Raw genomic sequence first — 19,790 nt, forward strand, 5'->3', positions numbered from 1 at the left:
TCTCCGTCCAGACGCGGCGCCTAGCCAGCGAGCGACTCTATTGCCGCATCGACGCCGCCCTTCACGAAGGGAACGCCCGCCGTCTTCATCGCCAGCTCGGTGGTGGCGAGGCAGCCCAGCAGCATCGGCTCGTTGAGATCGCCCATATGGCCGATGCGGAACACCTTGCCCATCAGCGGGCCGAGGCCGCCACCCAGCGACAGGTTGTAGCGGTCGATCGCCACCTTGCGCAGCGGATCGGAACTGGTGCCCTCGGGCATCACCACGGCGGTCACCGAATTGGAGAGCCGGTCGGTCGCCTGGCAGTAGAGCTGCGGCCCCTTGCCGTCGCTGCCCCACTGGCGCACTGCCGCACGGGTCGCCTCGGCCAGGCGCGTATGGCGCTGGAACACGCCGTCGAGGCCTTCTTCCTCCAGCATCTTGAGCGATTCCTGCAGGCCGAAGAACATGTGCACCGGCGCGGTGCCCATGAATTTCTGCGGCGCGCGGCCGTTCATCAGCTCCCAGTTCCAGTAATGGCGCGGCGCCTTGTTCTTGCGCGCCGTATCGAGCGCCTTGTTGCTGACGCCGGTCAGCGCCATACCGGTCGGCAGCATCAGGCCCTTCTGGCTGCCGCCCACCGTGACGTCGACGCCCCAGGCGTCCATGCGGTAGTCGATCGAGCCCAGCGAGGAGATGGTGTCGGACAGCAGCAGGGCAGGGTGCCGCGCCTGGTCGAGGGCGCGGCGGATTTCCGCCACCGGCAGCACCATGCCCGTCGCCGTCTCGTTGTGGACCGTGAGCACCGCCTTGATCTCGTGCGCCTTGTCCGCGGCGATGCGCTCGGCGAGCCTGGTGATGTCGGCGCCCTTGCGCCAATCGGCGGCGAAGGTCTCGACGATGATGCCGAGATTGACCGCCATCTCCTCCCAGCTCTGGGAGAAGTAGCCGGTCTCGACGATCAGCACCTTGTCGCCAGCCGAGAACAGGTTGGCGAGAGCGGCTTCCCAGGCCCCGTGACCGCTCGAATTGTAGAAGTAGAGCGTCTGGTCGGTCTTCAGCACCCGCTTCACGCCGGCATGGCAGGCATGCTGGATGGCCACGAACTCGTCCGACATGAAATCGATCACCGGGCGGTCCATCGCCCGCAGCACGCGGTCCGGGATGTTGGTCGGGCCGGGATTGTTGAAGAACTGGCGTCCGCGAGGCTTGGCGTTCACGAAATGCTCCGGTTTGCGAAGGGCGCGAACATAGTCTCCTGCCTCTTGGCGAAGCAAGCGAGGCTTGCGATGCTCCGGCATTAGTTGGATGAGGGCAAATGACCGCAGACAAGACCGATTCGACCGGAACCAATTCCGCCATCGTGGCCGATTATCGCGCCCGGACCGGCGGCTCGGGCGCCCTGTTCGAGCGTGCCCGCAAGGTGCTGCCGAGCGGCATCACGCACGACGCCCGCTATCTCGACCCCTATTCGATTCATGTCTCTCGGGCCAGCGGCCCGCGCAAGTGGGACGTCGACGGCAACGAGTACGTCGACTATTTCGGCGGCCACGGCGCCATGCTGCTGGGTCATTCCCATCCCGCCATCATCGAGGCGGTGAAGCGCCAGATCGAGCTCGGCACGCATTACGGCTCGAGCCACGAGCTCGAGGTGCGCTGGGCCGAGCTGGTGTGCGAGCTGATCCCGTCGGCCGAGAAGGTGCGCTTCACGGCATCGGGCACCGAAGCCTCGCACATGGCTATCCGCCTGGCGCGTGCGCATACCGGCAAGGACAAGATCGTGCGTTTCGTCGGCCATTTCCACGGCTGGCACGACGCGGTCGCCGCCGGCGCCACCTCGAACTACGACGGCTCCTCGCCGCCCGGCGTAGCGCAGAGCGTCACCGACCTGTCGATCCTGATGCCGACCGACGATGTCGGCGCCGTGGTGCGCCTGCTCGAGAGCCGCGACGACATCGCCGTGGTGATGTTCGAGCCGTCCGGCGCCTCGTGGGGCCAGGTGCCGCTGCCGGCGGGCTTCGCCCAGGCGATCCGCGACGTCACGGCCAAGCGCGGCATCGTCATGCTGATGGACGAGGTCATCACCGGCTTTCGCTGGTCGTCGGGCGGCGCGCAGAAGGCGCTGGGCGTCACGCCGGACCTCTGCATCCTGGCCAAGATCGTGGCCGGCGGCCTGCCGGGCGGCGCGGTCGCCGGCAAGCGCGAGATCCTCGACCAGATCGACCATGCCGCCTCGGCGGCGAAGAAGCGCGACAAGATCGCCCATCCTGGCACCTACAACGCCAACCCGCTGTCGGCCGCGGCAGCGGTGACGGCGCTGTCGCTGGTGCGCGACGAGGATCTCGCCGAGAAGGCCAACCGCACGGCTGCCGAGCTGCGCGATGCGTTGCGCGAGGTGCTGGTTCAGGAAAGCGTGCCGTGGGGCATCTACGGCCAGTCCTCGACCTTCCTGATCTATCCGAACCCGACCGGCGAGAAGGTCGACCCCGCGACCTTCGACCCGTTGAAGCTGGGCTTCGCCAAGTTGAAGGGCGCGCGCTCCGGCCCGCTCACCGGCAAGATCCGCATGGGCCTGATGAGTCACGGCGTCGACGTCATGGGCGCTCCCGGCGGCTTCGTCTCGGCGACCCATGGCGGCGCGGAGATCGAGAAGACGGTGCATGCGCTGCGCCAGACCGTACGCGCGCTGAAGGCGGAGCGCGAAGTCAAGGCGGCGTAGTCGATTCGCCTCTCATCTCCCTCCCCAACTTCGTTGGGGAGGTGCCCCGTCATACGGGGCGGAGGGGTCATGAGCAGCGCGATTGGGGCTTTCGACCCCTCCGTCCGCGATGACGCGGACACCTCCCCAACGAAGTTGGGGAGGAGGATGAGGAATGACTTCTCCGCCGACCTTCTCATTTTCCTCCTATGAAAATCGGGGCGGGCACCGCCCCGATTTTCTCAGCATCGTGGTGCGCGCCGGCGTGCTGGGGGTCTCCCCAGCTCTGCTGGGGAGGTGTCGGCGTCTTCGCCGACGGAGGGGTCATGAGCCATGAGCAACGACTCTCATGACCCCTCGCGCTCAATCGCTACCCCGCCGTGGGCCTGCTCGGACCTCGACAAGTCGGGAAGACGACGCTTGCCCTGGAGATCGCCGGGGACCGCCGCTCGGTCTACCTGGACCTCGAGTCCGTTCCGGATCGAGCCCGGCTTTCCGACCCGGATAGATACTTCGCAGATCATGACAGCGAGCTGGCCATCCTGGATGAAGTGCATCGCGCGCCGGAACTCTTTCGAACGTTGCGCGGCGTCATCGATCGCGGACGCAGAAGCGGCAAGAAGGCGGGCCGGTTCCTGCTGCTTGGCTCGGCGGCCATCGACCTTCTGAAGCAGTCCGGCGAGACGCTGGCGGGCCGCATCTCCTATCTCGAGCTTGCGCCCCTTCGACGCGCTGGAAGTGTCGCGAGCTGATCTCGACACTCTGTGGGTGCGAGGAGGCTTTCCCCGGAGCTTCCTGGCCGATGATGACGAACTGAGCTTCAAGTGGCGCCAGGATTTCATCCGCACCAAGTCGATGCCGTTAGGCGGAAGGTCTCCGTTGGCGTGCCTGACAATCCTGCCGAGGCAGGTCTAAGCTTTGGGTCATCTCCCGATGGAGGAGAGCAAGCCAGGATCGATCGGGAGGACAGCATGATCACGCGTCGTCACACCTTTGCCACGCTGGCTGCGAGCACCATCGCTGCACCGGCGGGCTTGCGCGCCCAGTCGACCGTGAACTGGCTGGCCTACAGCTACGTGCCGGCGGCTACCCTGGCGCCGGCGCGCGTGTTCCAGGAGATCATCGAGCGCATCGCCAAGGAGACCAGCAGCGGTTTCCAGATCAAGTATCACCTGGGCGGGTCGCTCTCGATCAAGGTCACCGACATCACCACCGCGGTGGGCGATAACGTCGTCCAGCTCGCCGACGACGGTTTCCAGCAGGGCAACGTGCCGATCACCGGCATCCTGCGCCTGCCCATGCTAATCACCAACGCCCAGGAATTCGAGAAGGTGCTGGCGATCATGAAGCCCTATGTCGAACGCGCCTACGACAAGCGCGGCGCCGTGCTGCTGTCGACCTACTACTTCCCGGTGCAGATCGCCTGGTCGAGCAAGAAGCTCACCTCGCTCGACGAGCTCAAGGGCCAGAAGATCCGCGCCACCTCGCCCGAGCAGATCGAGTTCCTGAAGCGCTTCGGCGCCAACGGGCTCACGGTCGGTGCGCCCGAGGTGCCGTCGGCGCTGGAGCGCGGCGTGGTCGATGGCGTGCTGACCGCCAATGCCGGCGGCGGCAAGATCTGGAAGGACCTGCTGAAATACTGCTACGAGATTCCTCTCAACTACTTCGAAGGCAACGTCATCGCCAACAAGGAGGCCTACGCCAAGCTGCCGGCCAACTATCGCGACGTGCTCACCAAGGCGGTGGTCGACCTGTCGCCCAAGATCACCAGGATGCTGGCCGACGAGGAAAGCGAGGAGAAGGCCAAGCGCAAGGCCGAGGGCATGGTCCAGACCACGGCCACGCCGGCCGAGATCAAGCTCGGCGCCGAGCGCATGGCGAGCTACTGGGACGATTGGGCCAAGACCAAGGGCGCGGAAACGCAGGAAGCGCTGAAGAAGGTGCGCGAGGTGCTGGGGCGCTGATGTCCGGTCCTGCGGACGGCCAACCGCTCGGCCCGATCGAGCGGGTGAGCCTGTGGACCTCGGCCTTCTGCATGATCGGCATGGTCGTTCTGATCCTGGCCGAGGTCGTGGTGCGCGGCGTCTTCAATCTCACCACGGAGCATAGCGACGAGCTGGTCGGCTACCTGCTGGTCGGCATCTCGTTCCTGAGCCTCGCCTTGTGCCAGAGCCGCGGTGCCTTCCACCGCGTGGAGATGGTGCAGATGCGGCTCGGGCCGCACGGCAGGGCGATCTCGAACCTGGTCTTCGACATTCTTTCCTTCGCCTACGTGGCACTCACCAACTGGTACTTCATCCAGTTCGTCATAAGCTCCTACCGGCGCGAGGCGATGGCCAGCACGGTGCTGGCGACGCCGCTGTGGATTCCCGAATCGGTGATGATCGTCGGCGCGACCATGCTGCTGATCATGCTCGGCAAGGCGATCGTCGACGATGTCCGCAAGGTGGTGTCGTGAGCGGCGGCCTCGAGATCTTCATCGTCCTGGCGATCTTCCTCGGCCTGCTGGCCGCGGGCATGGCTATCCCCTTCGCCATCGGCGTCCCGGCAATCGTCTACCTGCTGCTGCATGGTGGCGTGCCGGCACTCAAGGGCATCGGGCTGATGAGCTGGGGCTCGATGAACAGCTTCGCGCTGACCGCGATCCCGCTGTTCATCCTGATGGCCGAGATCATGCAGCACTCCGGCTTGAGCTTCCGGATCTATCGTGGCCTCAGCAAGCTCGTCTGCGTCGTGCCGGGCGGCCTGCTGCAGACCAATATCGCCGGCTGCGCCCTGTTCGCGGCGATCTCCGGCTCGTCGGTCGCCACCGCCGCCGCCATCGGCACCGTGGCCCTGCCGCAACTGCTGCAGCGCGGCTACGACCGGCGGCTTTCCACCGGCTCGCTGGCTGCCGGCGGCACGTTGGGCATCCTGATCCCGCCCTCGATCGCCATGATCGTCTACGGCACCTTCACCGAGACCTCGGTGTCGCGCCTGTTCATGGCTGGAATCGTGCCCGGTCTGGTGCTGACCGGCTTGTTCATGTCCTACGTCCTGGTGCATGCCCTGCTGCGCCCGGAGATCGCGCCGCGCGAGCGCGGACCACAGAGCCTCGGCGAGTTCGTCTCGGCGCTGGCCGACCTTGTGCCCTTCGTCGTGGTCATCGGCGGCACCATGGGCAGCCTCTATTTCGGCTGGGCGACGCCCACCGAGGCCGCCGCGGTCGGCTGCCTGGCGGCCCTCGTCGTGTCGTCGATCTGGGGCCGGCTAGGCTGGAACGAGCTTAAGACGGCGATGACGTCGTCGGTGATGATCAGCGGCAACATCCTGCTGATCGTCTATGTCGCCTTCGTATTCTCCTACGCCATCAGCGTGGCCGGCGTCGGCGAGGCGCTGACCAGCTGGCTGGTCGAGCTGAAGCTGTCGCGTCTCGAGTTCTTCTTCGCGCTGTTCGTGCTCTACACGGTTCTCGGCTGCCTGGTCGAAAGCCTCGGGATGATCGTGGTCACCGTGCCGCTGCTCTACCCGGTCCTGCTGAAATACGGCATCGACCCGGTGTGGTTCGGCATCATCCTGGTGCTGTTCATCGAGCTGGGTCAGATCTCGCCGCCGATCGGCATCAACCTGTTCGTCATCCAGAGCATCTGGGACGGCAAGCTGTCCGACATCGTCTGGGGCACCATCCCGTTCCATCTGCTGATGTTCGTGCTGCTGGTCATGCTGGTATTTTGGCCGGAGATCGCACTCTGGCTGCCGCATCACATGAGTGGCCCTTCATGAGTGAACCGTCATGACATCCGACCGTCACGTCGCCTATCCGACCGGCCTCAAGGACGTGCCCGGCCGGCATCGTGCCCTGCGTCGACGGCTTGCCGCGCCGGGCATCGTCGTGGCGCCGGGCGCCTACGACTGCATCACGGCCCGCCTGGTCGAGGTCGCGGGCTTCGAGGCGCTCTACGTCACCGGCTCCGGCGTCTCGATGAGCGCTCTTGGGGCGCCCGATATGGGTGCGCTGAGCTTCGGCGAGATTCTCGATCGCGTGCGCCGCATCTGCGACGCGGTGGCGATTCCGGTCATCGCCGATGCCGATACCGGCTATGGCGGCCCGCTCAACGTCATCCGCACCGTGCGCGAGTTCGAGCGCGCCGGTGTCAGCGCCATCCAGCTCGAGGATCAGGAATGGCCGAAGAAATGCGGCCATGAGCCTGGCCGTCGGGTCGCGTCGTCGAGCGAGATGGAGCAGCGCATCAAGGCGGCGGCCGATGCCCGCGTCGACGCCGACGTGCTGATCGTGGCGCGCACCGATGCGATCGCCTCGGAAGGCTTCGAGGCGGCGCTCGAGCGGGCGGCGCGCTATCGCGAGGCCGGTGCCGACATCCTGTTCGTCGAAGCGCCGCCCGGAGAAGCCGAGCTCGCGGAGGTGCCCAAACGGCTCGGCGCGCCGTGCCTCGCCAACATGGTCGAAGGCGGCCGCACGCCGGTGCTGCCGTTTCCCGAGCTCGAGCGGCTCGGCTTCAAGGTGGCGATCTATCCCAATTCGCTGACCCGCCTGTTTGCCCGTGCCGGCCAGGATCTGCTGGGCTCGCTCAAAGCTACCGGCAACACCGCCGCCATGGCCAACCAGATGCTCGATCACGGCCAGCTCTGGTCGCTGTTCGAGAACGAGCGCTGGCAGACGCTGGAAAAGCGCTTCCAGAGCTGATGCGTCGCCAACGGGAGACCTGATATGCGCTGGCTCGCCTCGATTGCTGCGTTCCTGGTGCTGCTGACGGCCGATGCGGCCCAGGCGCAGTATCCCGACAAGCCGGTGCGCATCGTCGTACCGTTCATCGCCGGCAGCGCGCCCGACGTCGCTGCTCGGCAGGTCGCCCAGCGGCTGACGGCGAGCCTCGGCCAGCAATTCGTGGTCGAGAACAAGCCGGGCGCCGCCGGCAACATCGGCGCCGAGGTCGCCGCCCGCGCCGCGCCCGACGGTTACACGCTGATGCTGCTGACCAACAGCCATGCGATCAGCCGGTTTCTCTACACAAAGGTGAATTACGACGTCGCCAAGGATTTCGTGCCGATCACCATGATCACGCGCATCCCGTCGCTGATGGTGGTGCCGCCGTCGTTGCCGGTGAAGAGCGCCGCCGAGTTCGTGGCGCTGGCCAAGACGAAACCGGGCAAGCTGAATTATGGCTCGGGCGGCGTCGGCAGCCTGGCGCACCTGTCGGCCGAGGCGTTTCGCGTCGCCACTGGCATCGACTACGTGCACGTGCCCTACAAAGGCGCGCCGGACATCCTCCTTGGCTTGATTGGCAATCAGATCGATGTCGGCTTTCCGACCATGCCGACGGCATTCCGGCCGGCCCAGCAGGGCACCTTGCGCCCGCTCGCTGTCACCAGTGTCAAGCGCGCCAGGGTGATGCCCGACGTGCCGACCCTGCTCGAGGCATTGCCCGACGGCTTCGCCCTGGACGGCTGGTTGGCGCTTGCCGCGCCTGCCGGAACGCCAGCCGAGATCGTGGCCCGACTCTACGCGCCCCTGGCCGAGGCGCCGAAGGACCCGGCCTTTCGCGATGCCTTGGGCAGCGACGGCTCGGAGATCGTCCTCAACACCCCGGCCGACTTCGCCGCCATCCTGCACACCGAGATCGCCAAGGGGCAGGCGCTCGTCACGCGGGTCGGCGTGAAGCTCGATTGACGATCTTTCATGTCATCCTGAACGAAGTGAAGGACCTCATCGCCGTTCGCCAAGAATGACTACGGAAACTTCTGGCGATGAGATCCTTCGCTTCGCTCAGGATGACAAGATAAGGTAGCTTTTGGCAGTCCTACACCACATCCGCCGGCGCGAGCCGGCAGGGATGCGCCGGGTCTCCCGCCTCGATCTGCAGCGTCGCGTGCTGGATGCCGAATTTCTTCTCGAGCTCGCTGCTGGCTTGCGCCAGCAAGGCGTCGTCGACCGCAGCGCCCGGCCGCACCAGATGGGCGGTGAGTGCCGTCTCGGTCGTGCTCATCGGCCAGATGTGGAGATCGTGGACGTCGACCACGCCGGGCAGGCCGCCGAGATAGCGCTTGACCGCGTCGGGGTCGATGCCCGGCGGCGTCATGTCGAAGGCGAGGTTGAAGGAATCGCGTCCCAGTCCCCAGGCGCTGTACAGGATGGCGAGCGAGATGCCGATGCCGGTCGCCGGGTCGAGCCACAGCCATCCTGTGGCTTGGGCGATCAGCGCCGAGATCACCACGCCGAGCGACACCGCGGCATCGCCGGCCAGATGCAGGAAGGCACCACGGATGTTGATGTCGTTCTCGCGGCCGCGCATGAACATCAGCGCGGTGACGCCATTGATGACGATGCCCAGCGTCGCCACCCAGATCACGGTGTTGCTGGCGACCGGCTCGGGGAAGCGGAAGCGCTGCACCGATTCGACCAGGATGCCGCCGACCGCGACCATGAGCAGCGTGGCGTTGGCGACGGCGGCGAGGATGGAGGCGCGCCGGAACCCGTAGGTGCGGCGCGCCGTCGGCCGGCGCTGGGCGAGCCAGGCGCCGCCCCACGCCAGCACCAAGCCCGCGACGTCGGACAGGTTGTGCGCCGCATCGGCCACCAGGGCGAGCGAGTTGACCAGGAAGCCGAACGCCGCTTCGGCGACGACGAAGACGAGGTTCAGCCCGATGCCGAAAGCGAAGGCGGTGTTGTAGTTGGCCGGGCCGTGGCTGTGACCTCCATGGCCATGCGCATGACCATGGCCATGGCCATGGTCCTTGTGATCGTGCTTGTCGGACACGGTGCTAGGCGCAGTTGCCCTTGCCGATGTGTGCGATCGCCTCGATCTCGACCAGGATCTCCGGCGAGGCCAGCGCACGCACCTCGACCAGGGTCGAGGTCGGGAAGTTGCCGGTGAAGAACTCGCGGCGCGCCGCCCAAACCTTGACGTTGTTCTTGATGTCGACGACGTAGACGATGATCTTGACGACGTCGGCCATTGTGCCGCCGGCCGCTTCGATCAGGCCCTTGATCTTGCCGAAGATCACCTTGGCCTGCTCGTACTCGTCCATGCCGGCCAGCGCCTTGACGTCGTCGCCGCGCGCCACCATGCCCGAGACATAGGCGATGCCGTCGACCAGCAGGCAATTGGACCAGCGCTCGGGCGGCGGTTCGGGAGCGGCAGGAGATGTCACGCGCTTGATGGTCATGGTCCCTCCAATGTCGGACTCTGAAGCGAATATTCTGTTACGGTTCCTTACTCCGGCCTGGCGCCGGAAGCTTTCACGACCGGCGTCTTCGACGGCCAGGCCTGGGCGCGCGCGGGCAGGGCGGCGATGACGGGAACGGCGGCAATGATGCTACGGCGGGACGGCATACGCCGAGTATACTCGGCTGATGAACGATCCCAAGACGCTGTTCGACGCCCTGTTCGCACCCCGGCGCATCGCCCTGATCGGCGCCTCGGCCGACGTCACCAAGACGACATCGCGCCCGCAGCGCTTTCTGCGCAAGCATGGATTTGCCGGCGAGATCCTGCCGATCAATCCGTCGCGCCGCGAGATCCTGGGCGAGGTGGCCTACGCCAGTCTCGATGCCGTGCCGGGCGACATCGATCATGCCTATATCCTGCTCAATGGCCGTGGCGCCGTCGACGCGCTGGCGGCGTGCGGCAAGCGCGGCGTGAAGGTGGCCTCGATCCTGGCCGGTGGCTTCGCCGATGCCGGGGCGTCGGGCGCCTCGATGCAGGACGGCCTCGTACGCATCGTGCGCGACACCGGCATCCGCCTGGTCGGGCCCAACAGCATCGGTACGGTGAGCACCGATCCGCCGGTCGCGCTGACGGCCAACGCCGCGTTCGCGGTCGAGCATCTGCGCAAGGGCCGTTGGGCCGTCGTCAGCCAGAGCGGCAGCCTGATCGGCGCGCTGCTGTCGCGCGCCGATGCGCGCGGCATCGGATTTTCACGCCTGATCTCCGTCGGCAACGAGGTCGATCTCGCGGTCGGCGAGATCGCCGACCTGCTGGTCGACGATCCGGCCAGCGACGCCATCCTGCTGTTCATGGAGACCCTGCGTGACGGCGAGCGGCTGGCCCGCGCGGCGCGCCGCGCTCACGCCGCCGGCAAGCCGATGGTCGCCTACAAGCTCGGCCGGTCCGAGATCGGCCAGGAGCTGGCGAAGTCGCACACCGGCGCGATCGCCGGTTCCGATGCGACGTTCGACGCCTTCTGCCATCGGCATGGCATCGCGCGCGTGTCGATGTTCGAATCGCTGGTCGACGTGCCGGCGCTGCTGGTCGATCGGCCCAAGGCGCGCGGCAAACGCGTTGCCGTCGCCGCCACGACGGGCGGCGGTGCCGCCATGGTGGTCGACAACATGGCGGTGGCCGGGCTCGACATCGTGGGCCCGCCGCGGGAGCTGGTCGACTGGCTGAAGCCGCTCGGCATCGCGGCGGGCGAGGGCAGGCTGGTCGATCTCACCCTGGCCGGCGCCAAGCCCGAGATCGTCGCCGGCACCATCGATCGCCTGCTGGCCGACGACGGCAACGATGCGGTGATCTTCGTCGTCGGCTCGTCGGCGCAGTTCAATCCCGAGCTCGCCGTCGAGCCGCTGCTGAAATTTGCTCGCTCGGTCAAGCCGTTCGCCGTGTCGCTCACGCCATCGGCGGAGAAGTCGGTGGCGTTGCTGACCGCGGCCGGTGTGCCGGTGTTCCGTCATCCGGAGTCCTGCGCCGAGGCGATGGCTGTCTGCCTGCTGCGGCCGACACCGCAGCCTGTCCCAGAATTGTCCAAGCCGAGCGCGGCCGCGCGCGAGGCGCTCGAGGACGGTCGCCGCGCGGGCTTCGACGAGCGGCGCGCGGCTGCGCTGTTCGCAGCGCTGGGAGTGCCGATGGCCAAGGCAATCGCGGTCGCCGATGCCCGGCGGATCGCTGCCGCCGTCGACGAGATCGGCGGTCCGGTTGCGCTGAAAATCCTGTCGGCCGACATCGCCCACAAGACCGAGGCTGGCGGTGTGGCGCTGGGCCTGCCGGATGGCCAGCATGCCGCCGCCGCCGCGCGCGACATGGAGCGGCGGGTGCGCGCGCACAACTCTCAGGCGCGGCTCGAGGGCTTCCTGGTGCAGAAGATGGAGCGCGGTCTGGCCGAGGTGATCCTGGGCTTCCGGCGTGATCCGCTGGTCGGGCCGACCGTGACCGTCGGCCTGGGCGGGGTGCTGGCCGAGCTCTACAAGGACGCCGCCACGCGGCTTGCCCCGGTCGACGAGAACGAGGCGCGGCAGATGATCGAGGAGGTGAAGGGGTTCGCCATCCTGCGCGGCTACCGCAACCTGCCGCGCGGTGATGTTTCAGCATTGGCGCGCACCGTCGCCGCCTTCTCGACGCTCGCGCACGAAGTCTTCGCTGCCGTCTCCGACGCCGAGATCAACCCGCTGCTGGTCAAGCGCGACGGCGAGGGCGTCGTTGCGGTGGATGGTTTGATCGTGCTGCGCCCATGACGCTCTTCTCATTCCCCTCCCCAGCGAAGCTGGGGAAGAAAATGAGATGAGCGATGATCGCTACGCCAGCCGCGTCTGCGCCGCCTCGAACAGCTGGCGGAAATCGTCGAGCACGAAGTAGGTGTTCTGCAGCTTGTCGATCTCGTAGGGCCGGCGCATCACCGTGGCGGCCGCGAACGCGAGCCGCTCCACCGTGGTGTCCTCGATCGCATGCCTGACCTCGGCGGCGGACGACAGGATGCCGGCACCATAGGCCTTCAGACCGTCGGCGGTGCGGATCAGGCCGAACTCGACCGTGTACCAGTAGAGGCGAGCGAGCAGATCGATCGAAGCGCCGGCCTCGACCCCGCGCTTGCCGTAGAGCTGCATGTAGTCGGCGAACACCGGATTGCCGAGCAGCGGCACGTGTCCGAAGAAATCGTGGAACAGGTCGGGCTCGACCAGATAGTCGAGCTCGGCGCGGGTGCGGATCCAGACCGTCACCGGAAATCGCCGATGCGCCAGATGCTCGTAGAAGACGGCGTCCGGAATGAGCCCCGGCACCCCGACGACGCGCCAGCCGGTCAACGGCTCCAGCCTGGCGTTGACAGCGTCGAAGTCGGGGATGGTGTCAGCGATGCCGAGCATCTCCAGCCCGTCGATGAACTCGTGACAGGCATGCCGCCGCGCCAGCACCGTCTGGCGCTCGGCCAGCAGGCGCCACACCGCCTGATCCTCGCCGCTGTAGCGGTCGATCTGCTGGACCACCGTCCAGTCGGCGGTCATGGTCGCGTAGTCGCCTCGCAGGGTCTCGAACGGGTGCGCGTTCATGCTCCCGTATATAGTGTCGGGGGGTGGAGTGAATCCCGGCAAAGATCGGCTCTCGGCAGTCCAGTTTTGGGGATATCATCCACTAATTTATGAACAATCAGTGATATTCTCTATGAATGAGCTGGATGACATAGACAGACGTATTGTGGCCGCGCTGCAGGCCGACGGCCGCCTGCCGATCGTCGACCTGGCCGAAAAGGTCGGTTTGTCCGCAACACCCTGCCAGCGGCGCGTCAGGCGGCTGGAGGAGGCGGGGGTCATCACCCGCTATGCCGCCCTGATCTCGCCCGGGGCGCTGGGCCTCGGCCTGCAGGCGCTGGTCCAGGTGACGCTCGACGATCATTCCGAGAAGACCGTCGAGGCGTTCGAGGCGGCGATCCGGGCGCGCACCGAGGTGGTCGCCTGCTATGCGGTGACCGGCGACATGGATTTCCTGCTGATGGTGCAGACGCCCGATCTCGCGGCCTTCAGCGAGTTCGCCCTGAAGGCCCTGCTGCGCATGCCCGGTGTTCGCGGCACCCGTTCGTCCTTCATCATGCAGGCGGTGAAGAGCGATCTCGCCTGGGCGCCGGTCCTGTCGCGCTGACCATCGCGGTCTAACGCTTGCCGTTGTGGTCGATGAAGTCGAGGACGTGGGCGTCTACCGCTTTTCACTTGCAACGGCCCGATCGGTCTTTGAGAAGTGAGGAACTCAATGTCGGTGCAACGAGCGAAATGAGGATCAAGAGGCTGCTGCGTCTGCTGCTGCCCGGTTTGGTGCCCGAACTGGTCGACAGGATGCGACCGGCGGAGCGCGTCTATTTCGGGCCGCGATGGCCACGCGACCTGCAGGAAGGATGGGACGACGCAACGACCGAGGCGGCCATGCGCCGCAACTGGCCGACCATCGCCGACCGGATCGCGGGGGCGGAGGCATTGTCGATGCTGCCGTACAAGTCGGAACAGCCCGACCTCACGGCGCACAACATGCTTTTCACCTTCCTCTTCGTTCTGGCGCGGGCCGCGCATCGGCGCGATCGCTTGTCGGTCCTCGATTGGGGTGGGGCGCTGGGACACTACGGCCTGGTCGCGCGTCGGTTGCTGCCCGAGGTGACGTTCGACTATGTCGTCAAGGAAATGGAGACGAACTGCCGCCTCGGCGCCGAGCTCAATCCGGGCGTCGAGTTCGTGTCCTCCGACGATGCCTGCTTTGCACGTTCCTATGACGTCGTGGTGGCCAACGGCTCGATGCATTACGTCGAGGACTGGAAGTTGATCGCCACCCGGCTCGCTGCGGCGGCCCGTGGCTGGCTGCTCATCAATTGCCAGCCGATCGTTCGTCGCGTCGCAAGCTACGTCGTCGTCCAGCGCCTGCGCAGCCAGGGCTATCAGGGCGACTTCTATTCGCATGTGCTCAATCGCGACGAGCTGATCGAGCATTTCAAGGGCTGTGGATTTGCCCTCGAGCGCGAGGTGATGTCGTGGGGCGTCGTGCCCTACAAGGGCGCACCTGAAGATACGACGGGAGCCGGATTCCTGTTCAAGCGTCTTTGATGGTAGGTCGGTGGTGATTGCGCTGGAGTATCTGTCGATCCGCTCGGCGGACGACCTGATGGTCCTTGGCGATGAGTGGAACGCCCTGGCCCGGCGCTGCCCGGGTTGCCTGTTGTCGCAAACGCATCGATGGGCCGAGGTGGCCTGGCAGGTCATCGCCCGACCACGCGGCCGCAAGCTGGCGGGCGTCGCCCTGCGCTCCGAGGGGCGGCTGGTCGCTGTTTGGCCGCTGGTCGCCTATCGCGAATTGGGGGCACGGATCGTCCGACCGCTCGGCCCGGAAGCGACCGAATATTGTGCGCCCCTCGTCGAGCCGGGAGCCGACCACGATGCCTGGCTGTTGGCGCTGTGGCAGGCCGCTATTCGGCATTCCGATATCGTCATGCTGCCGTACCTGCCCGTGGGCTCGGCCTTGAGCGTGCTGCTTCACCGGCAGACCCGGCCAGTCTTCGCTTCGGCAACGTCCCAAGCCATATGGGTTGCGCACGGCGACTATCCGAGCTGGAAAAGCTATGAGTCGTCGGTCAGTGCTCAACACCGCGCCGAACTGCGGCGCAAGCGGCGCCGGCTCGCCGACCATGGCTGCGTAAGCTTCTCCGAGCTCGGCATGGACCAGGCAGTCGGGCTGGTTGACTGGATCCTCGACCACAAGAGACGCTGGCTGGGGCGACGCAAGCTCGCGAACGCATGGCTGCAGCGCTCCGACTACCGCGACTTCCTGGTTGCGCTCGCCTCGAGCCCGCTGCCGCTGGGCCGCATCGGTCTGTTCGTTCTCACCCTCGACGGTGTCCTGGTGGCAGCGCAGTTCAACATCGTCGACGGCACGCGCGTGGAATCGCTCATCGCGACCTACGACGAGCGTTACAGCCGCTTTTCGGTCGGCAACATCATCAACGAGGAATGTCTGCGCTGGGCCCTGGAGCGCGGGCTCGACTACGATTTCCGGCTGGGCGACCAATCGTTCAAGTTGGTGTGGGCCAGGCGCCGGCGCGATATCGCGTCGTTCCAGGTTCTGACGGGTGCCTGCGGCTGGCCGTTGTTTCTCTTTCTGCATGCCAAGGCTGCCGTCAAGCGAGCCCGTTTCAAGCTCGGGTTGGGACGCTTCGTCCCGGCAAGGCTGCGGGCCAGGCTTGGTCAGCCTTCGAGCACCGACCGATAGAGCGGCCGGTCGATATTGGCTCCGCTCAGGACCAGCGCGACCCGTTTGCCCTTCATGCGCTCGCGTTCCTGCAACAGGGCGGCCAGCGCCGCCGCGCCGGCGCCCTCGGTGAGCTGGTGGGTATCCTCGTAGTAGGCGCGCATGGCCGCCATGACCTCGGCATCACTCACTTGCACGATGCGGTCGGCGCCCTTCAGGATCACCGCCAGCGCTTCCTCGTGCGGCCCGCGCACCGCCATGCCGTCGGCCATCGTGTCGGCGCTGTTGGTCGGCACGACCTTGCCGGCGGCGAACGACAACGCATAGGCCGGCGCCTCGGTCGAGACCACGCCCACCACCCTGGTCGCGGGGCTGAGCGCATCGCGCATGGCGATGGTGCCGCAGATGCCCGAGCCGAGGCCGATCGGCACATAAACCGTGTCGATCGGCGGCGCGGCGCGGAACAGCTCGTAGGCGTAGGTCGCCACGCCGGACACCAGATCGCGATGGAACGACGGCACCATGTCGAGGCCGCGCTCGCCGGCAAGTTGGACCGCGACATCGCGCGCGGCGTCGAAATCGTGTCCCGCCTCGACCAGCTCGGCACCGAAGGCGCGCATGGCGGCATTCTTCTCCACTGAATTGCCGAGCGGCACGACGATGGTGGCAGGAATGCCGACGCGGGCTGCCGCGAGGGCGATGCTCTGGCCGTGATTGCCGCGCGTGGCGCTGATCACGCCCTTCGATCCCGGCGTCGCGTGCCGCAACCGGTCCATGTAGACCAGGCCGCCGCGCACCTTGAAGGCGCCGATCGGCGTGTGGTTCTCGTGCTTCACCCAGGCCTCGCAGCCGGTGCGCCGCGCCAGCAACGGCCAGGCATATTGCGCGGTTGGCGGCATGGCGGCATAGACGATGGCGGCCGCGCGCTCGATTTCCGATAGAGACAACATCGCGCCACTTTGGGCTAGGATGCGCCGAGTTCCAACCGGAGTTCCCGATGCCTGTCTTGCCGCGTGCCCTCGAGATCCAGGGCGAGATTGCCGCCATCCGCCGCGACATCCACGCCCATCCCGAGCTTGCCTACGAGGAGAGGAGGACGTCCGACATCGTCGCCGCCAAGCTGCAGGAATGGGGCCTCGAGGTGACGCGCGGGCTGGGCCGGACCGGGCTGGTCGGAACCCTGCGCAAAGGCAACTCGTTGAAGGCGATCGGCCTGCGCGCCGACATGGATTGCCTGCCGATGGATGAGACCAACGCCTTCGAGCATCGCTCCCAGAACCCTGGCCGCATGCATGCCTGCGGGCATGACGGGCATACGGCGATGCTGCTGGGCGCCGCCAAGGTGCTGAGTGAAACCCGCGCGTTCGAGGGCGCCGTCCACTTCATCTTCCAGCCGGCCGAGGAAGGCGGCGGCGGCGCGCGTGAGATGATCGCCGACGGGCTGTTCGAGAAGTTTCCGTGCGATGCCGTGTTCGCCATCCACAACAAGCCCGGCATCGCGCTGGGACACATCGTCACCAAGCCCGGACCGCTGCTCGCGGCGGCCGATCGCTGGGACATCCGTATCACCGGCAAGGGTGGGCATGCCGCCCATCCGCATCTCACCGCTGATCCGATGGTCGTGGGGGCCAACATTGTGCTGGCGCTGCAGACCATCGTCAGCCGCAACATCGATCCGATCGACGCGACCGTCGTCACGGTGGGCTTCTTCAAGGCCGGCTCGGCCTACAACGTGATCCCGGGTGACGCCCATATCGGCGGCACGACACGCACGACGACACCGGAGAATCGCACGATGGTGCAGCGGCGCATCGAGGAGATCTGCCGCGGCGCCGAGCAGATGTACGGCGTCAAGATCGAGATCGAGCACAAGCCGGGCTATCCGCCGACCATCAACAATGCCGAGCAGGCGCGCTTCGCCATCGACGTCGCAGCCGGCGTGTGCGGTGAGCATGCCGTATCTGGCAACTCGCGCCCCAGCATGGGCGCCGAGGATTTCTCCTACATGCTGGAGCGCGTGCCGGGCGCCATGGTGTGGCTCGGCAATGGCGGCGGGCCGGAGGCGGTCAGCCTGCACAACTCGCGCTATGACTTCAACGACCTCGCCATCCCGTTCGGCGTCAGCTTCTTCGTGCGCACGGTCGAACGCTACCTCGGGGAGCCGGCGGCGTGATACACGCCTTGTCTCGCTCGCCTCCCGCGGTTGCGCCGGGCATTCGCTCTCTCATGTTCCTCCCCAGCTGCGCTGGGGAGGTGCCCCGTCATACGGGGCGGAGGGGTCATGAGCAGCGGGACTGAGGCTCATGACCCCTCCGTCACGTATGACGCGACACCTCCCCAGCGCAGCTGGGGAGGAGAATGAGAGAGTAGCGGCATCGCTGGCGAGGGTTGATGGAATTCTTCCGCGTCTACAGCCGGGTGATCGGGCTGCTGCGGGCCGAGCGCAAGCTCGCGATCGCGCTCGCGATCGCCAACATCGCCGTGGCCGGCCTGCAATTCTACGAGCCGGTGCTGTTCGGCAAGGTCGTCGATCTCTTGAGCACGGCGCGCGAGAAGACCGCTGATCAGCTGTGGGACGAGGCGCGCCAGTTGCTCGTGCTGTGGGCGGCCGTCGGGCTGGGCGGCATCGTCGCCAACATCGTGGTGTCGCTGCAGGCCGACCGCATGGCGCACCGCCGGCGGCTCGGCGCCATGGCGACCTTCTTCGAGCACGTGCTGATCCTGCCGTTCGCCTTCCACCACGGCCAGCATTCCGGCCGGCTGCTCAAGGTGATGCTGACCGGCGCCGACCATCTGTTCGGCATCTGGCTGTCGTTCTTCCGCGAGAACCTCGCCACCTTCGTCGCTTTGTTCGTCATGCTGCCGCTCAGCCTGTTCATGAACTGGCGGCTGGGCTCGCTGCTGATCGTGCTGATCCTGTTCTTCGCCGTGGCGAATGCCTGGGTGGTGGGCAAGACCGACCGGCTGCAGCACGAGGTGGAGGACTACCACAGCCAGCTCGCCAGTCGCGCCGGCGACGCGCTGGGCAACATCCATCTCATCCAGAGCTTCGTCCGGCTGGCCGCCGAGACCGGCGAGATGCACCGCATCATCCGCGAGACCCTGGCGGCGCAGTTCCCGGTGCTCAACTGGTGGGCGCTGCTCTCGGTTCTGACGCGCGCCGCCTCGACCATCACCGTGATCCTGATCTTCGTGCTCGGCACCTGGCTCTACGTGCGTGGCGAGGCGACGGTCGGCGAGATCGTGAGCTTCATGGGTTTCGCCACCCTGCTGATCAGCCGCATGGACCAGGCCTCGGGCTTCGTCAGCCGCATCTTCTTCCAGATGCCGGCGCTGGCCGACTTCTTCCGTGTCATCGATTCGCAGTCGACCGTGCCGGACAATCCGCGCGGCATCGATATCGGTCGTGCCAGGGGCGATGTCGAGTTCGACGATCTCGACTTCTCGTACGACGGCAAGCGGCCAGCCTTGGTGCATTTCTCGCTGAAGGTGCAGGCAGGGTCGACGGTGGCGTTCGTCGGCCCGACCGGCGCCGGCAAGAGCACGGCTCTGTCGCTGCTCCATCGCATGTGGGACGCCCAGTCCGGCGTCATCCGCGTCGACGGCGTCGATCATCGCGACATCAAGCTCGAATCCTTGCGCCGCAATATCGGTGTCGTCTTCCAGGATAGCACGATGTTCTACCGCTCGATCGCCGACAATTTGCGCATCGGCAAGCCCGACGCGACGCAAGGCGAGCTCGAGGAGGCGGCCCGGCTGGCCGAGGCACATGACTTCATCTCGCGCCAGCCGCAGGGCTACGAGACCATGGTCGGCGAGCGCGGCACCACCCTGTCGGGGGGCGAGCGCCAGCGGCTGGCGATCGCCCGGGCGCTGCTCAAGGACCCGCCCATCCTGATCCTCGACGAGGCCACCAGCGCCCTCGATTCGGTGACCGAGGCGCGCATCCAGAAGGCGCTCAAGACCCTGATGCAGGGCCGCACGACCTTCATCATCGCCCATCGCCTGTCGACCATCCGCGACGCCGACCTGGTCGTGGTGCTGGAGCATGGGCGGATCGCCGAGCAGGGCAGCTACCGCGAGCTCATCCAGCGCAACGGCGCCTTTGCCCGCCTCGTCGCCACCCAGCAGGCTGGCATAGAATCTGCCTGATATCCCCTTGGCGGACCGTATCGGCCCGCCTA

18 protein-coding genes are annotated in these 19,790 nt (G+C 66.6%); 13 read left to right on the top strand and 5 right to left on the bottom strand.

Features of this window, described 5'->3' with window-relative positions:
- Positions 1–20 precede the first annotated feature (20 nt).
- Entirely contained in the window at positions 21–1,199 is a 1,179-nt protein-coding gene (locus tag ACILR9_RS19050; protein ID WP_395711533.1) for a pyridoxal-phosphate-dependent aminotransferase family protein, read from the bottom strand.
- A gap of 98 nt (positions 1,200–1,297) precedes the next feature.
- On the opposite strand from ACILR9_RS19050, the gene ACILR9_RS19055 reads away from it, so the two are divergent.
- From ACILR9_RS19055 to ACILR9_RS19085, 7 genes are all read left to right on the top strand, one after another.
- Positions 1,298–2,698 (top strand): aspartate aminotransferase family protein, encoded by a 1,401-nt coding sequence (locus tag ACILR9_RS19055; protein ID WP_395711534.1) that lies wholly within the window; start codon positions 1,298–1,300, stop codon positions 2,696–2,698.
- A gap of 359 nt (positions 2,699–3,057) precedes the next feature.
- Positions 3,058–3,429: an AAA family ATPase gene (locus ACILR9_RS19060; protein WP_395711535.1), complete on the top strand. Its 372-nt coding sequence runs from the start codon at positions 3,058–3,060 to the stop codon at positions 3,427–3,429.
- 219 nt (positions 3,430–3,648) lie between these two features.
- Entirely contained in the window at positions 3,649–4,641 is a 993-nt protein-coding gene (gene dctP, locus ACILR9_RS19065; protein WP_395711536.1) for a TRAP transporter substrate-binding protein DctP, read from the top strand.
- Positions 4,641–5,135, top strand: a complete 495-nt coding sequence (locus ACILR9_RS19070; protein WP_395711537.1) for a TRAP transporter small permease subunit — start codon at positions 4,641–4,643, stop codon at positions 5,133–5,135. Before dctP ends, ACILR9_RS19070 begins: the two co-directional genes overlap by 1 nt.
- Entirely contained in the window at positions 5,132–6,439 is a 1,308-nt protein-coding gene (locus ACILR9_RS19075; RefSeq protein WP_395711538.1) for a TRAP transporter large permease, read from the top strand. The genes ACILR9_RS19070 and ACILR9_RS19075 overlap by 4 nt, the downstream gene beginning before the upstream one ends.
- A gap of 10 nt (positions 6,440–6,449) precedes the next feature.
- On the top strand, positions 6,450–7,361 hold the full coding sequence (locus ACILR9_RS19080) for an oxaloacetate decarboxylase (RefSeq protein ID WP_395711539.1): 912 nt from the start codon (positions 6,450–6,452) through the stop codon (positions 7,359–7,361).
- A gap of 24 nt (positions 7,362–7,385) precedes the next feature.
- Positions 7,386–8,345 (top strand): tripartite tricarboxylate transporter substrate binding protein, encoded by a 960-nt coding sequence (locus tag ACILR9_RS19085; protein ID WP_395711540.1) that lies wholly within the window; start codon positions 7,386–7,388, stop codon positions 8,343–8,345.
- 130 nt (positions 8,346–8,475) lie between these two features.
- Here ACILR9_RS19085 and ACILR9_RS19090 read toward each other — a convergent pair whose 3' ends face one another.
- Both ACILR9_RS19090 and ACILR9_RS19095 read right to left on the bottom strand, forming a co-directional pair.
- Entirely contained in the window at positions 8,476–9,432 is a 957-nt protein-coding gene (locus ACILR9_RS19090) for a cation diffusion facilitator family transporter (RefSeq protein WP_395711541.1), read from the bottom strand.
- A gap of 4 nt (positions 9,433–9,436) precedes the next feature.
- Entirely contained in the window at positions 9,437–9,841 is a 405-nt protein-coding gene (locus ACILR9_RS19095) for a RidA family protein (RefSeq protein WP_395711542.1), read from the bottom strand.
- A 187-nt stretch (positions 9,842–10,028) separates the two neighbouring features.
- On the opposite strand from ACILR9_RS19095, the gene ACILR9_RS19100 reads away from it, so the two are divergent.
- Complete coding sequence (locus tag ACILR9_RS19100) at positions 10,029–12,125, top strand: acetate--CoA ligase family protein (RefSeq protein ID WP_395711543.1); 2,097 nt, start codon at positions 10,029–10,031, stop codon at positions 12,123–12,125.
- 60 nt (positions 12,126–12,185) lie between these two features.
- Here ACILR9_RS19100 and phhA read toward each other — a convergent pair whose 3' ends face one another.
- Positions 12,186–12,935, bottom strand: coding sequence for a phenylalanine 4-monooxygenase (gene phhA / locus ACILR9_RS19105; protein WP_395711544.1), 750 nt, complete (start codon positions 12,933–12,935; stop codon positions 12,186–12,188).
- Positions 12,936–13,047: 112 nt separating this feature from the next.
- Between phhA and ACILR9_RS19110 the strand changes: the two genes are divergently transcribed.
- The 3 genes from ACILR9_RS19110 to ACILR9_RS19120 all read left to right on the top strand — a co-directional run bounded on the left by ACILR9_RS19110 (position 13,048) and on the right by ACILR9_RS19120 (position 15,627).
- Entirely contained in the window at positions 13,048–13,521 is a 474-nt protein-coding gene (locus ACILR9_RS19110) for an Lrp/AsnC family transcriptional regulator (RefSeq protein ID WP_395711545.1), read from the top strand.
- A 128-nt stretch (positions 13,522–13,649) separates the two neighbouring features.
- Positions 13,650–14,468, top strand: coding sequence for a methyltransferase domain-containing protein (locus tag ACILR9_RS19115; protein WP_395711546.1), 819 nt, complete (start codon positions 13,650–13,652; stop codon positions 14,466–14,468).
- A 10-nt stretch (positions 14,469–14,478) separates the two neighbouring features.
- Positions 14,479–15,627 (top strand): GNAT family N-acetyltransferase, encoded by a 1,149-nt coding sequence (locus tag ACILR9_RS19120; RefSeq protein WP_395711547.1) that lies wholly within the window; start codon positions 14,479–14,481, stop codon positions 15,625–15,627.
- Here ACILR9_RS19120 and ACILR9_RS19125 read toward each other — a convergent pair.
- Positions 15,603–16,556, bottom strand: a complete 954-nt coding sequence (locus ACILR9_RS19125) for a threonine dehydratase (RefSeq protein WP_395711548.1) — start codon at positions 16,554–16,556, stop codon at positions 15,603–15,605. The two genes, ACILR9_RS19120 and ACILR9_RS19125, sit on opposite strands and share 25 nt — an antisense overlap.
- Before the next feature lie 47 nt (positions 16,557–16,603).
- Here ACILR9_RS19125 and ACILR9_RS19130 point away from each other — a divergent pair, with 47 nt between their 5' ends.
- Both ACILR9_RS19130 and ACILR9_RS19135 read left to right on the top strand, forming a co-directional pair.
- Complete coding sequence (locus tag ACILR9_RS19130) at positions 16,604–17,779, top strand: M20 aminoacylase family protein (RefSeq protein ID WP_395711549.1); 1,176 nt, start codon at positions 16,604–16,606, stop codon at positions 17,777–17,779.
- A 218-nt stretch (positions 17,780–17,997) separates the two neighbouring features.
- Positions 17,998–19,758, top strand: a complete 1,761-nt coding sequence (locus ACILR9_RS19135; protein ID WP_395711550.1) for a glucan ABC transporter ATP-binding protein/ permease — start codon at positions 17,998–18,000, stop codon at positions 19,756–19,758.
- Positions 19,759–19,790: the final 32 nt, after the last annotated feature.

Source organism: Reyranella sp., from assembly GCF_044224635.1.
GTDB lineage: Bacteria > Pseudomonadota > Alphaproteobacteria > Reyranellales > Reyranellaceae > Reyranella.